This is a genomic window from Pyxidicoccus fallax, assembly GCF_012933655.1.
Lineage (GTDB): Bacteria > Myxococcota > Myxococcia > Myxococcales > Myxococcaceae > Myxococcus > Myxococcus fallax.
Window position 1 is genome coordinate 1 of record NZ_JABBJJ010000138.1, and the last position, 13446, is coordinate 13446.

The following is a 13446-nucleotide window of genomic DNA, read 5'->3' on the forward strand; positions in this document are numbered from 1 at the left end:
CCCACGAGCAGCGCCGCCCCCACCGCCGCGCCCAGGGCCAGCGCGGGCGCGCGCCAGGGCACCCGCGCGAGCAGCCGCAGGACGGCCAGGGTGGGCAGCACCGCCGCGCCCAGGTGCCAGAAGACGGGCGGGCTGCCGCTCACGGACAGCAGCAGCCACCGGGTGACGGCCGAGCGCTCGTACAGCGTGGCCGCGTACAGGTGCGGGTGGTGCGCCATGTCCCCCAGCACCAGCAGCACGGCCACGACGAGGCAGGCCAGCCCGGAGCCCCAGAAGAGGGCCCTGCGGCCCGCTCCGGCCGCCCAGAGCCCCGCGCCCAGCAGCGTGCCCAGGCCGAGCCCGATGACGGTGTACGCCGCGATGAGGCGCGCCACCTGCCACAGCACCACCCCGCGCCACTCGTTCCACACGAAGTCGGAGACCCGGCGGCTCTCGTTGCCCTGGTAGCCCAGCTGCATGTTCAGGACCGCGCACAGGGTGTAGAGCACCAGGAAGACGAGCAGGCCCGCCCGGCAGCCCAGCAGGAGGGCGCGGGCGAGGGTGGGGCGGTCCGCGGAAGCCATGGGGTTTCACCCTGGGCACGATACCCGCCGCGCAACACCCCGGAATCGCATGGAAGTGCCCGCGACTGGACGTCCGGTGGGGGCCATTCGGCCGGGCGCCGGGAGGGCCGGGGCGTTACTTTCTTCGCCCCCGCTTCCGCCCGTGGCAGAAGGGGCTCCAGGGCCGATTTATCGGCTCCGCCGTCGCCTACCTCCAGGGTCTCGATACTGGACTGGCGAGCAGGGGAGCCCCGCCCTACTGTTCAGCAGCAACTTCTCCTCCTGGAGTGGCACGAGCCTATGTCCTTTACCCACCTCCACCTCCACACCCTGTACTCGCTCCTCGATGGGGCGATCCGGATGAAGGACCTCATCAAGACGGTGAAGGAGAAGGGGATGACGAGCGTCGCCGTGACGGACCACGGCAACATGTTCGGCGCCATCGACTTCTACAAGAAGGCCAAGGACGCCGGCATCAAGCCCATCCTCGGCATGGAGGCGTACGTCGCGGGCCCCAAGGGCCGCGAGGACCGCTCCGAGAAGGTCTCCCACCACCTCATCCTGGTGGCGAAGAACGCGGAGGGCTACGCCAACCTGCGCTACCTCTCCTCCACCGCGTACATGCACGGGTTCTACTACCACCCGCGCATCGACAAGAAGGTGCTCGCCGAGCACAGCAAGGGCCTCTTCGCCCTCACCGCATGCCTCGGCGGTGAAGTCACCAGCGCCTGCTTCCGCGGCGACATGGACCACGCCCGCAGGGCCGCGCAGGAGTACAAGGACATCTTCGAGCCCGGGCACTTCTTCCTGGAGGTGCAGTCCAACGGGATGCCCGAGCAGGAGAAGGCGAACGAGAACCTCAAGCAGCTCTCGCGGGACATGGACATCCCGCTGTGCGCCACCGCGGACGCGCACTACATCAAGCGCGAGGACGCCCGCGCGCACGAATTGCTCATGTGCATCGCCAGCGGCAAGACGCTGGCGGACGGCAAGCGCATGAAGCACTCCACGGACAAGCTCTACGTCACGAGCCCCGCGGAGATGCTGGAGGCCTTCAAGGACATCCCCGAGGCCGTCCACAACACCCAGCGCATCGCCGAGCAGTGCAACCTGGAATTGAAGCTGGGCAAGCCCATGCTGCCCACCTTCAAGGTGCCCGACAGCCACACCCCGGACAGCTACATGGCGGAGCTGGCCTACGAGGGCCTGCGCGAGCGCTTCCAGGAGCTGGCCGCCACCGTCACGTACCCCATCGACCGCGAGGTGTACCTGGACCGCCTGAAGCTGGAGATTGGCGTCATCCAGAAGATGGGGTTCAGCGGCTACTTCCTCATCGTCCAGGACTTCATCAACTGGGCGAAGAAGCAGGGCATCCCCGTGGGCCCGGGCCGTGGCTCCGGCGCCGGCAGCCTCGTGGCCTACGCGCTGCGCATCACCGACCTGGACCCGATTCCCTACAACCTCCTGTTCGAGCGCTTCCTCAACCCGGAGCGCGTGTCGATGCCGGACTTCGATATCGACTTCTGCCAGGACCGCCGGGACGAGGTCATCCAGTACGTCGGCCGCAAGTACGGCGAGATGAACGTGGGGCAGATCATCACCTTCGGCTCGCTCAAGGCGAAGAGCGTGCTGCGCGACGTGTGCCGCGTGTTCGCGCTGCCGTTCAGCGAGGGTGACCGCATCGCCAAGCTGGTGCCGGAGGTGCTCAACATCACCTTGAAGGAGGCCATCGAGATGGAGCCTCGCCTCAAGGAGATGATGGAGACGCCCTCCAACATCGGCGAGGTGGAGGGCAAGCCCGTCACCACGAAGGACGTGCTCGAAATCGCGCTGGCGCTGGAGGGCCTGCATCGGCAGCCCGGCATGCACGCGGCCGGCGTGGTCATCGCCGACAAGCCGCTGTGGGAGTTCGTGCCCGTCTACCAGCCGCCGGGTGAGAAGACGCTCATCACCCAGTTCGCCAAGGACGAGGTGGAGGCGGCGGGCCTGGTGAAGTTCGACTTCCTCGGCCTGAAGACGCTCACGGTGATTCAGCACGCGCTCGATTTGGTGAAGCGCAACCACGGCAAGGACATTCCGCGCCACGAGATTCCGCTCGGCGACGAGAAGGTCTGGGAGCTGATGGCGAAGGGAGACACGGCGGGTGTCTTCCAGATGGAGTCCAGCGGCTTCACGGAAATGGTGGTGAAGCTCAAGCCGTCCTGCTTCGAGGACGTCATCGCCGCCGGCGCGCTGTACCGCCCGGGTCCGCTGGACTCCGGCATGGTGGACGTCTTCATCAACCGCAAGCACGGCCGGGAGAAGGTGTCGTACCCGCACCCCGCGCTGGAGCCGGTGCTCAAGGACACCTACGGCGTCATCGTGTACCAGGAGCAGGTGATGCAGATCTCGCAGGTCCTGGGTGGCTACACCCTGGGCCGCGCGGACCTGCTTCGCCGCGCCATGGGCAAGAAGAAGGCCGAGGTCATGCAGGCCGAGCGGGCCGGCTTCCTGGAGGGCTGCGCGAAGAACAACGTCGACCTGAAGGTGGCCGGCGAAATCTTCGACCTCATGGAGAAGTTCGCCGAGTACGGCTTCAACAAGAGCCACTCGGCGGCGTACGGGCTGGTCACCATCCACACGGCGTGGCTGAAGGCGCATTTCCCGTGCGAGTTCATGGCGGCCCTTCTCTCCAGCGAGAAGGACAACACGGACAAGGTGGTGAAGCACATCGGCGAGGCGCGCGAGTCGGGCCTCGAGGTGCTGCCGCCGGACGTGAATCAGTCGGACCTGCAGTTCGGCGCGGTGGACGGGAAGATCCGCTTCGGCCTCGGCGCCATCAAGGGCGTGGGTGAGAACGCCATCGAGTCCATCATCGAGGCGCGCAAGGAGGGGCCGTTCAAGAGCCTCTTCGACTTCTGCGAGCGCGTGGACAGCCGCCGGGTGAACCGGAAGGTGATGGAAGCGCTGGTGAAGGCGGGCGCCTTCGACTTCGAGAAGCGGCCGCGGCGGCAGCTCTTCGAGACGATTGAGAAGGCGATGAACCGGGGCTCGTCCAGCCAGAAGGACAAGGCTGCGGGGCAGAGCTCGCTGTTCGGGATGCTGGGAGGGGCGTCCTCGGGTGGCGGCGGCGGGCTGAAGGACGACTACGTCCAGGTGGAGGAGTGGACGGAGAAGGAGCGGCTGGCCTACGAGAAGGAGGCCATCGGCTTCTACGTGTCCGGGCACCCGCTGCACCAGTACGACAAGGAGCTGAAGCGCTACGCGCGGCCGATTACGGCGGTGCAGCGGGCGCGCAAGGACGACAAGCTCACGGTGGCGGGCATCGTCACGATTCTGCGCGAGCGGCCCACGAAGACGGGCAAGCGCATGGCGTGGGTGACGATTGAAGACCTGTCGGGCTCGATTGAGCTGGTGTGCTTCCCCGGGAAGGAAGGCACGCGCAACGTGATGGGGAAGGACGGCAAGTGGGCGAAGCAGGGGCCCAAGCCGGGGTACGAGAACTGGGAGCACCTGCTGAAGTCGGATGACCCCATCCTCGTGTCGGGCACGGTGCAGATCAGCCAGCGCGACGAGAACAACCCGACGCCGGAGCTGATTGTCGACGACATCCAGAGCCTCAAGGCGGTGCGCGAGAAGCGCACGAAGCGGCTGGAGCTGCGCGTGCCCGCGGACCTGCTCACCGAGGACCGGGTGGCGAAGCTGCACGAGCTGGCGAAGAAGTACGCCGGGGCCACGCCCGTGGCCGTGAGCGTGTTGTTCCATGGTGAGGGAGAGGCGCTCATCGGGAACACCGCCATCAAGGTGCAGGTGAATGACGAGCTGCTCACCGCCGTGGACCGGTTGTTCGGGATGCGGGTGGTGGAGTTCGGCTGACGGCTCGTTGTTGCTGGCGGGGGGCATGGTGGTCGGGGGAACTTCTCTCGCGAGTTGCCTGCCCCGCCGATAGAGGGCACCAGAAGTCAGTAGAGTTGCTCACCATGAGACCTGTGTGGGTTCGCTGGTGGCTGCCTCTGCTTGGCCTCGTGCTCTCCGGCTGCGCTGCAAGCGCTCCAGTGCCCCATGCGTGGGCGGCGGATATCTCCGCGCCAGAGTGCGAGTTCGCGGAGCAGGAGTCCTGCGTGGTCCTCGCCTGCGAAGGTGGCGACTGCGGTTTGTTCGACTGCGAGGACGTGGAGCCGGAGGGGATGCCCGGAACTCCGGTTGCGCCCAATGTCGAACTGGCCCGGGGTTACCGCCCACCCGCACGAAGTCCACCGCCCTTTCGCAACATGAGGAACACGGGGCTTCGTTCCGGCGCCCAGCCCCGGATGACGTTCCACTTCCGCTATCGCGAAGGTTTCGTCCCCGCTCTTCCTCGTGAGCCGGGCAAGCTGGTCCACCATCACCTATTTCCACAGCAGCCGGCTCTCGCGCGGTGGTTCAAGTCGAACGGTGTCGACATCCACAGGTTCACGATTCTTATCCCTGAGCACATTCATCGTGAGCTCCATAGCGGGACTGGGCGCGGTGGCATGTGGAATCAGGCATGGAGAGACTTCCAAGCCAGCAGACAGAACAGCCCTGTGACGCCGGCAGAGCTTCACCGCAAGGCGGTGGAACTCATCTTCCGTTTCGAGCTGACTGGTCCCGTGGTGCCCTACAATGCGCCGTTGGCGCCGTACCAACAGTTGGCGCCTCAGCTTCGTGCTCCCTCATCGCAGGCGACTCCGCGAGATGCCCTTTGAAGTTCTACAAAGCAGATGAAGACGTGTCGTTGGGATACACGGGCTGCCTGGATGCGGTGAACAAGTGGTGTCTTCCTGGCGTGCAACCCTGCTCGATATGCCAGGCGGGCGGCGGCTTTCCGTGGCTGACCTATCCGTGCGTAGACCTGTCCAGCCTACCTCCTCATGAACTCGAGAAGCTCTCGGACCCCTGGCCCGTGCCGCGCGAGGAGTTCCGACGGCTGAGGGACCTGGTCAGGCCGCTGGCTCCGTCCTGGGCTCTCCTTGAGCCGGGCGTGCAGTTGGGACCTTGCACCGGCAAGGGCTCGGGCCGCTTCGGTCAGCTTTTCATGCAGGACTCAGCATCGCTCTTTGTTCGTGAAGAGGCCCTGGCGCAACTCCGGTCTGCGGGGGTGAGCGGGCTCCAGGGGTGTTCTGTCGATGTTCGCTTTCGTGGCAAGAACCCACCTGTGTTGCTCCAATTGCAGCTGGAGTTGCACGGCCTGCTTCACCCCGACTGCCTGCCAGTAGGGCGCAAGCCGCCGTGTCCGGAGTGCGGCAACCCCGGTTTTCATTGGCCCAAGGTCATCATCCTCAACGCGGCATCGCTTCCGACCGAAGTGGACGTCTTCCGGCACCGGCAGGGCTGGGCGACCGTCATCGTCAGTGAACGCTTCGTCGAGGCCGTGAATCGCCTGGGGCTGGATGGTGTGACATTCCAGGAGTTGGAGACTCGCTGATGGAGGCACGGATGGACGGCACGTACAAGTCGCTGCGAATCGAGAAGGGTGAGGGCGTCGCGGAGCTGGTGCTCACGGGCCCTGGTAAGGGCAACGCCATGGGCCCCGACTTCTGGCGGGAGATGCCCGAGGCCATCCGCGCCCTGGACGAGGACGACTCCATCCGCGTCATCCTCGTGCGCGGCGAGGGCAACCACTTCACCTACGGCCTGGACCTCATGGGGATGATGGAGTCTCTCGGGCCGCTGCTCATGGGCGAGGGCAACCTGGCCCTGGAGCGCTCGAAGCTGCTCAAGCTCATCGGCGAGATGCAGCAGGCCACCGAGGGCCTCGCCCGCTGCCGCAAGCCCGTCATCGCCGCCGTGCATGGCTGGTGCATCGGCGGCGGCATGGACCTCATCGCCGCCTGTGACTTCCGCTACTGCTCGCAGGACGCGAAGTTCTCCCTGCGCGAGGTGAAGGTCGGCATCGTCGCCGACCTCGGCGCCCTTCAGCGCCTGCCGCGCATCATCGGCGAGGGCAACACCCGCGAGCTCGCGTACACCGGCGGCGACGTGGACTCCGCTCGCGCCCTGCGCATGGGGCTCGTCAACGAGGTGTTCCCCACGCCCGAGGCGCTCCTCACCGAGGCCCGTGCCACCGCGCGGCGGATCGCCGACAACCCTCCGCTCGTCGTTCAGGGCGCCAAGCAGGTGATGGAGTACTGCGCCGACAAGTCCATCGCCGATGGCCTGCGCTACGTCGCGGTGTGGAACTCCGCGTTCCTCCAGTCACACGACCTCGCCGAGGCCTTCTCCGCCTTCGCCGAGCGCCGGCCTCCTCGCTTCCAGGGGCGCTGAGACATGGCGCCCCGCCGGTTCGAGTACCGCCTCGTCCAGTCACAGGAGGGGCGCGTGACCTTCGTGAATGGCCACTGGGCGGGAAGGGTTCCCATCGAGGAAGCCTCCCGGTCCACCAAACCCTTCGAGTCCTGCCTGTCGGTGGTGGACTGGCTCCAGACCGAGGGCCAACAAGGGTGGGAGCTGGTGTCCGCCACTGTCGAAGCAGCAGGCGGGCAGAATTTGACCCGGCTCTACCTCAAGCGCGAGCTGGGCTGACAGGGTGGGGGGCTTCCGCCAGGAATGGGTCAGTGCGAGAATTTTCGCATCACCTTGAACGTGCAGCGGGAGCCTGAATGCCGGAGAGCATCGCGTTGCTGGGATATGGGCGCTTCGGTCGCGCCCTCTCGGGGTTGCTCCTCGAAGCAGGCATTCCCCAGCGGGTGCATGACCCGCGCTCGGAGGCGGTGCCTGCCGAGCTGCGCGCGGGCTCGCTCGCGGAGGCGGTGAACGGCGCGAGCCTCGTGGTGCTGGCCATGCCCGTGGGCGCGATGCGCGCGGTGCTCCAGGAGCTGCGCCCTCATCTCAAGCCCTCCCAGACGGTGATTGACGTGGGGAGCGTCAAGGTGAGGCCAGTGCAGGTGCTCGCCTCGGTGCTCGGCCGGGACATCCCCTGGGCCGGCACCCATCCGCTCTTCGGCCCCGCCAGCCTCGCGCGCGGCGACCGTCCCCGCCGCACCGTGGTGTGTCCCAACGAGCTGCACCCCGAAGCCGTGCGGAAGGCCCGGGAGCTGTTCGAGCGGCTGGACTGCGTGGTGACGGAGATGACGCCGGACGAGCACGACGCGCTGATGTCGCGCACCCACGTGCTCACGTTCTTCCTGGCGCATGGCCTCATGCGTGCCGACGTGGGCAAGGACCTTCCCTTCGCGCCTCCGAGCTTCCAGCCCCTCGCCCGGCTGGTGGAGTACGCGAGCCAGGAGGTGCCTCACCTGCTCGGCGTCGTGCAGTCGGAGAACCCCTACGGGCACGACGCGCGCGTGGGCCTCATGGACGCGCTCACGCGGCTGCACCTGGAGCTGGAGGCTTCACGGAACTCCGGAAGCAACGGCGCCCCCGAGGCCATTCCCACGCCCTCAGGGCTGGTGGAGATTCGGGAGCGCATCGACGCGCTCGACCGCGAAGTGGTGGAGCTGCTGGGCCGGCGCGCGCGGCTCGTCCAGCAGGCGGCGCGGGTGAAGGCGGAGCACGGCCTGCCGCTGCCGGACCTCGGGCGCGAGGCGAGCCTGCTGGAGAAGCGGCGGGAGTGGGCTCGCGAAGAGAAGGTGGATGCCGACGCGGTGGAGGACGTGTTCCGCGCCGTGCTGCGGTTCTCCCGCCGGACGCCCCAGGACTGAGTGCCTCGGGGCGGCTCAGACAATCCGGCCCGCGCGGGCGTCCGTGTAGCGCCCCCGCTCGACGAACACGCGCCCGTTCACCACGACGCTCTCGAAGCCCGTGGCGCGGCGGACGTAGCGGCCCCCTCCACCGGGCACGTCGTCCACCAGGTGCTCTTCCCCACGGGCGACCGTCGCCGGGTCGAAGAGCACCAGGTCCGCGAACCGGCCCTCGGTGATGATGCCGCGGTCCCGGATGTTGAAGTCCCGCGCCATCTCGCCCGTCATGCGGTGGATGGCCCGCTCCAGCGTGAGCTTCCCGTGCTCCCGCACGTAGCACTCCAGCATGAACGTGGAGTCCCCCTCCCCGGAGAACTGCGCGATGTGCGCGCCGGCATCCGAGCCACCCACCTTCACGGAGGGATGGTTCAGCATGTGCCCGACGATGTTCACGTTGGCGTGGATGGCGTTCCTCCAGTCGAACACCGTCGCGAGCCCCTCCCGCAGGCTGATGTCCAGCAGCGCGTCCGTCATCGTGCCGCCCTCGGCCCGGCTGATGTCCCAGAGGCTCCGGCCCACGTAGGCCTGGTTGTCTCGCGAGCCCGTCTTGCGCACGTGGATGCAGCGGAAGAGGTTCTCGAAGGGCCGGGTCTCCTCGTCGAGCCGCTGGCGAAGGGCCCGGTCGGCGAACCCCTCGGCCCGCTCCGAGGGGCTCCGCGCCATGATGGCCGCCCACGTGGGCATGTAGTAGGCCACGAGCCAGGAGCGGTTCAGCGAGAAGGCCAGGTCCAGGGGCCGCACCTGCGTCTCCAGGGCCATCCGGGCGCCCCGGAGTTTCAGCGCGTCCACCTTCTCGAGCTCCGCCACCCACTGTCCCGGGGTGACGGGGTTCTCCATGATGCCGAGGACCGAGCAGAACACGCCGGACTCGAGCGCGAGCGTCCCCAGCTCATCGAGCTGGCGCAGCCGCGTCTCGGTGTCCAGCAGGTTGATGTTGCACTGCACGTACGCACGCTGGTGCGCCGAGATGACCCGGGCGAGCGCGACGCGCTCCCGCGTGTCCGCGAAGCTGCTGGCGACCGGATGGTCGTTCTCGTCATGCAGGTGGTCGTAGGACAGCGAGAGGCCGAACGCGCCCGCCGCGAGCGCGTCGCCCAGGACCGCGCACATGCGCTCCAGCTCCGCGTCCGTCGCGGGGCGCTGCTGGGCGGCCTCCCCCATGACGTAGTGCCGGAGCGTCGAGTGCCCCACCACCGCTCCCGCGTTGATGCCGAGGCCCGGACGCACGAAGTCGAGGTACTGCCGGAAGTCCTCCCAGCAGTAGGGAACCGCCGCCGCGAAGAGCTCCGGCCGGAGGTCCTCGATGCGGTTGAACATCCGCGTCATCTTCGCGCGCCCCTCGCCCGTCACCGGCGCGAGGCTGAGCGAGCAGTTCCCCATCACCACGGTGGTCACCCCGTGCTCGGCCGCGGGGGACGCCGTCCGGTCCCAGCACAGCTGCGGGTCGTAGTGCGTGTGCAGCTCGATGAAGCCGGGGGCCAGCACCTTCCCGGACGCATCGATGATGCGCTCGGCCTTCGCGTCGGCCTTCAGGCCCATGCCCACGTAGGCGATGCGGTCTCCGGCGACGCCGACATCACCGGTGAAGGCGGGGTTCCCCGTGCCATCCACGATGCGAGCATTCTTGAAAAGCAGTGACAGGGACACGTTTTCAGCACCTCTTCCGAGCCTTCCCGCCTGCGCTGGAGGAACTCGATGCGATGGGTTGATGTGTTTCAGCCTGGTGCAGCCCCCAGGCATGCGGGCGTCCGTGAGCGGCGCGTCACTCCCGGGGCTTGAGTGACTTCATGAACCGGACCAGCTCGGGGCCTCCGGGGTGCGTGCTCCGGTCCAGGCGCTCCATGATGGTCTGCTGGTCCTGCTCGCTGCGGTTCTGGCTCAGCTTGAAGCTGCCCTCGAGCCGGCTCACCTGGAACTCGAACGCGACGATGCCGGGCAGGAGCCGCTGGATGACGTCTCCCGCCTCGTCCGGATTCCAGCGCGGGGAGTTGCCCTCCTCGTGTTTCACGGACAGCCGCCGCAAGGAGCGCAGCACCTCGCCGGGCTCCTCCAGGACGCGCGGGGTGCCATAGGCATGCACGACGGCGTAGTTCCACGTGGGCACGTTGGGCACCGAGTACCAGGCGGAGGACACGTAGGCATGGGGGCCCTGGAAGATGAGGAGCGCCTCACCCGCCCGGGAGAAGGTCTGCCACTGCGGGTTGGCCCGCGACATGTGGCTCAGCAGTCGCGGGCTCCCATCCAGGGCCCGCACGACGAGGAAGGGCAGGTGGCTGGCCACCGGGACGCCGTTCTCCTGGAGGGTGACCAGCGTCGCGAAGTTGTACTGCTCCATCAGCGCGAACAGCCGCGCCTCGTCCTTCTCACGGAAGTGTCCGGGGATGTGCATGGTGTAACGACTCCTGCCTGTCTGTCCTTGGGAGGCCGTCTGTCCGGGCGGTGTCAGTCCTGGGGGCCGGGAGCGGGGGGCGGCGTCCCCGCTCGCAGCCGGAGCCGCTCCGTGAAGCCCTGGAACGTGCTCATGTCCACATAGAGGGGGATGAGCAGCTTCTGGCCGGTGGCATCCAGGGCCACGTCCCCCAGCATCCGCGCGCCCTGTCTCAGGTAGAGGTGGAGGAGGAAGGGAAGGGATTGGCTCGGAGCGCCCGCCTTCAGCCGGTTCACCAGGGCGCGGAAGGCCTGGGCCCGTGGCTCGGACGCCATCCGCGGCTCGGGGGCGGGGCCGGGGGCCTGGAAGGGGCGCCGTGGGTGGATCCAATGCTCGGCGGGCAGGTGATGGCGGCGCAGGTAGTCGACGACGAGCCCGAGGTGCGCCGCTTCGAAGCCCAGCAGGGACACCGTTCCGAAGACGTGCTGGTACGCCGGGCGCTGCCGGGCGTACGCGCCCAGCGCGGACAGCAGCGCGTTCGTGATGGTCTGGCTGCGCGGGTGCCCGCGCAGCGCCCAGAAGCGGCCATACTCCAGGGCCGTGCCGAAAAAGGACGCCGCCCGCGCGTCGAGCACCCAGCCCGTGTTCAGGTAGAAGGCCGAGAGGCCCTGCCGTCCCATCAACTCATCGCCCATGCACAGCCGGAGCGCTCCGACGGGCGCGTCCTCCTCGAAGGCGACGAGCTGGATGGCCCACGCGTCCTGGTCATCCAGGCCGTAGTTCCACGCCCCCCCCTCGCCAAAGACGGAGGCCCGCAGCCGGGTGATGTGCTGGACGAGGGCGGGGTGTTCGGAGAGCTGGAGGGCATACACCCGCAGGCCGCCGAACTCGCAAAGGGGCCGGAGGCCATTTCCAGACGGGCTGGAGGCCGGGTCTTCGGCGAGGACGCTCAGCGCGCGCGATAGATTTGTATCTGCCATAGCTGGGTCCTCTCCATGTCCATGGCCTCCTTGAAGGCTGGGGACAAGAGCTCGAAGCCAGAGGTGTCTGGCCTTGGGACACGCAGGTGTCCCCGGGTGACGACGCGGGCGTCGGGGGCGAGGCCGGGCCGCAGCCGCTGCAGGAAGTCCTGCTCCAGCGGGCCCTTGAAGAAGGTGGGGACGTCCGACAGGGACAGGAAGTCGACGGTGCCCCCGGTCTGCCGGACCACCTCGAGCACGTCTCCCCGCACGTAGGAGACCTCCGTCTCCTCCAGGGCGCGGCGTGCCCGGGCGTAGACGTCCGGGTCGCACTCGATGGGATTGCCCTCGGCGTGCCGCAGCTGTCCGAAGAAGATGAGCTGCAGGAAGTAGCTCTCGCGGGCCGGAGCCTGGTGGAAGAGCCTGTCGAAGATGCCCCGATAGATGCCGTAGGCGCTGCCGGGAAGGTTCTTCTTCGGGAACTCGCCCTTGTAGAGCAGGGAGTTGAGCACCGCCGCGTTGCCCAGCAGCGCGAGGACCATGCGGAAGCGGGCGTGGGGGAACGAGGACGCGAGGTAGGCCCGCTGCGCCTCCAGGTCCGTCGCCTCGAAGAGCCGCTGCCCGGCCTGGCCCGTCATCAGGCGGTTGACCCGGGAGAGCGTCGCCATCGTCTTCTCGAAGCGCCCCAGGTACGCGATGGGCGCCCAGCCGCTCGCCTCGAAGAGGCGCTCCAGCGAGCTGCGCGCGGGCGTGGACAGCGCCAGCCGCCGGAAGCACTGCTCGCGGCTGGCGGGCGTCATGGCCCGCGGCGGATAGCCCAGGAAGCCGGTGTACTCCTCGTGCTCCAGCGCGCGCAGGGCCGCCAGCCGCAGCTCCGTCAGGGCGAGCTGCGGGCTGGAGATGTCGACACAGGTGAGCTTCCCGGGAGAGCGCGCGAGCAGGGGGAGCACCCGCCCCCCCGAGCCGGCGATGGCCACGACATGCCGGGCCCGGTCGGGGAGGGCGGCGAGCTCGACCGAGGTGTCCTCGTCGCCCAGCGAATAGTTGAGCTGCTCGTCGAAGTAGGTGGCCTGGGACCCGGTGCTCACTTCAGCAACCCGAGGAACGCGTGGGTCGCGGACTGCTCCTTCCGCAGCAGCTCGTACTCCGCGAAGACCTCTTCCATCATGTTGCCCATCAACCGCAGGCTGGTCTCCAGCACGCGCTCCACGTCGTGCCAGTCCTGGTCGGTCTTGCAGTTCTGCGCAATCATCCTGCGCACCTGCTCGGCGTGGTCCTCGTCGATTTTCGAGTGCGCGATGAAGAAGGTCATCTGCGCGGGCTTGAGCTCGAGCGTCTCGCGCACCTTGTCGATGAGCGGCATGATGTAGTCATACGAACTCTCCGCCCAGTAGCTGTAACCGAGCCGGCGCAAGGGATTGCCCGTGGCGGAAACCCAGTACAGATAGGCAATCAGCGCTTCCGTCGCCGGCAGGGGCGGCGGAATCTCGAGCGCCTCCTTCGGAAGCCCGAGGGAGAGCATGTCGTGCAGCGCCATGTGCTCGTGCCCTGTCTCCTCGGTGGCGTGCTCGAAACAGAACTTCAGGTACGAGACGCCGACGTCCAGCGCGCGCACGCCCACGAGCGCCTGGTTGCGCGCGTTGTGCAACGTGTATTGATACGTCTCCATGAGGTAGACGGCGTACAGCCGCTTGTCGATGCGTCCCTCCTGGATGGTCTTGACCAACCGGGAGCGCGCGAAGAGGTCCTCCCAGGACTTCTTCAGCTTCTTGTCGAGGACCGCGAACCGGGAGGCTGCTGTGACGACTTCATCCGTGCTCATGACGTCTCCGGGAGGTTGGGCGCCGCGGCTCGTGCGAGCCATTGGCGACGGGGGAGGTGTGGAAAGGGCGCTCGTG

The 13446-nt window shown here is 67.8% G+C and carries 11 protein-coding genes and 1 pseudogene; 6 read left to right on the top strand and 6 right to left on the bottom strand.

Features of this window, described 5'->3' with window-relative positions:
* Positions 1–563, bottom strand: a pseudogene (locus tag HG543_RS26850) (sulfatase family protein); the annotation flags it as partial.
* Positions 564–842: 279 nt separating this feature from the next.
* On the opposite strand from HG543_RS26850, the gene dnaE reads away from it, so the two are divergent.
* The 6 genes from dnaE (at position 843) to HG543_RS26880 (ending at position 8182) form a co-directional block, all read left to right on the top strand.
* Positions 843–4397, top strand: coding sequence for a DNA polymerase III subunit alpha (dnaE, locus tag HG543_RS26855; RefSeq protein WP_169347722.1), 3555 nt, complete (start codon positions 843–845; stop codon positions 4395–4397).
* A gap of 104 nt (positions 4398–4501) precedes the next feature.
* On the top strand, positions 4502–5248 hold the full coding sequence (gene sitA6 / locus HG543_RS26860; RefSeq protein ID WP_169347723.1) for a SitA6 family polymorphic toxin lipoprotein: 747 nt from the start codon (positions 4502–4504) through the stop codon (positions 5246–5248).
* On the top strand, positions 5245–5967 hold the full coding sequence (gene sitI6, locus HG543_RS26865; RefSeq protein ID WP_169347724.1) for a SitI6 family double-CXXCG motif immunity protein: 723 nt from the start codon (positions 5245–5247) through the stop codon (positions 5965–5967). The genes sitA6 and sitI6 overlap by 4 nt, the downstream gene beginning before the upstream one ends.
* An 11-nt stretch (positions 5968–5978) precedes the next feature.
* Positions 5979–6806, top strand: a complete 828-nt coding sequence (locus HG543_RS26870; protein ID WP_169347743.1) for a crotonase/enoyl-CoA hydratase family protein — start codon at positions 5979–5981, stop codon at positions 6804–6806.
* A gap of 3 nt (positions 6807–6809) precedes the next feature.
* Entirely contained in the window at positions 6810–7064 is a 255-nt protein-coding gene (locus tag HG543_RS26875; protein WP_169347725.1) for a hypothetical protein, read from the top strand.
* A gap of 77 nt (positions 7065–7141) precedes the next feature.
* Positions 7142–8182 carry a prephenate dehydrogenase/arogenate dehydrogenase family protein gene (locus HG543_RS26880; protein ID WP_169347726.1) on the top strand — a complete coding sequence of 347 codons (1041 nt, stop codon included), beginning with the start codon at positions 7142–7144 and terminating at the stop codon, positions 8180–8182.
* Between the two features lie 15 nt (positions 8183–8197).
* Here the strand turns inward: HG543_RS26880 and HG543_RS26885 are convergent, their stop codons facing one another.
* The 5 genes from HG543_RS26885 to HG543_RS26905 all read right to left on the bottom strand — a co-directional run bounded on the left by HG543_RS26885 (position 8198) and on the right by HG543_RS26905 (position 13370).
* The gene (locus tag HG543_RS26885; RefSeq protein ID WP_169347727.1) at positions 8198–9868 is read right to left on the bottom strand and encodes an amidohydrolase family protein; all 1671 of its coding nucleotides are present in this window, start codon (positions 9866–9868) and stop codon (positions 8198–8200) included.
* Between the two features lie 115 nt (positions 9869–9983).
* Positions 9984–10610: an FMN-binding negative transcriptional regulator gene (locus HG543_RS26890; RefSeq protein ID WP_169347728.1), complete on the bottom strand. Its 627-nt coding sequence runs from the start codon at positions 10608–10610 to the stop codon at positions 9984–9986.
* A 53-nt stretch (positions 10611–10663) separates the two neighbouring features.
* On the bottom strand, positions 10664–11569 hold the full coding sequence (locus HG543_RS26895; protein WP_169347729.1) for a hypothetical protein: 906 nt from the start codon (positions 11567–11569) through the stop codon (positions 10664–10666).
* Positions 11539–12636, bottom strand: a complete 1098-nt coding sequence (locus HG543_RS26900) for a DUF3419 family protein (protein ID WP_169347730.1) — start codon at positions 12634–12636, stop codon at positions 11539–11541. The genes HG543_RS26895 and HG543_RS26900 overlap by 31 nt, the downstream gene beginning before the upstream one ends.
* On the bottom strand, positions 12633–13370 hold the full coding sequence (locus HG543_RS26905) for an iron-containing redox enzyme family protein (RefSeq protein WP_169347731.1): 738 nt from the start codon (positions 13368–13370) through the stop codon (positions 12633–12635). Before HG543_RS26905 ends, HG543_RS26900 begins: the two co-directional genes overlap by 4 nt.
* Between the last annotated feature and the right edge of the window lie 76 nt (positions 13371–13446).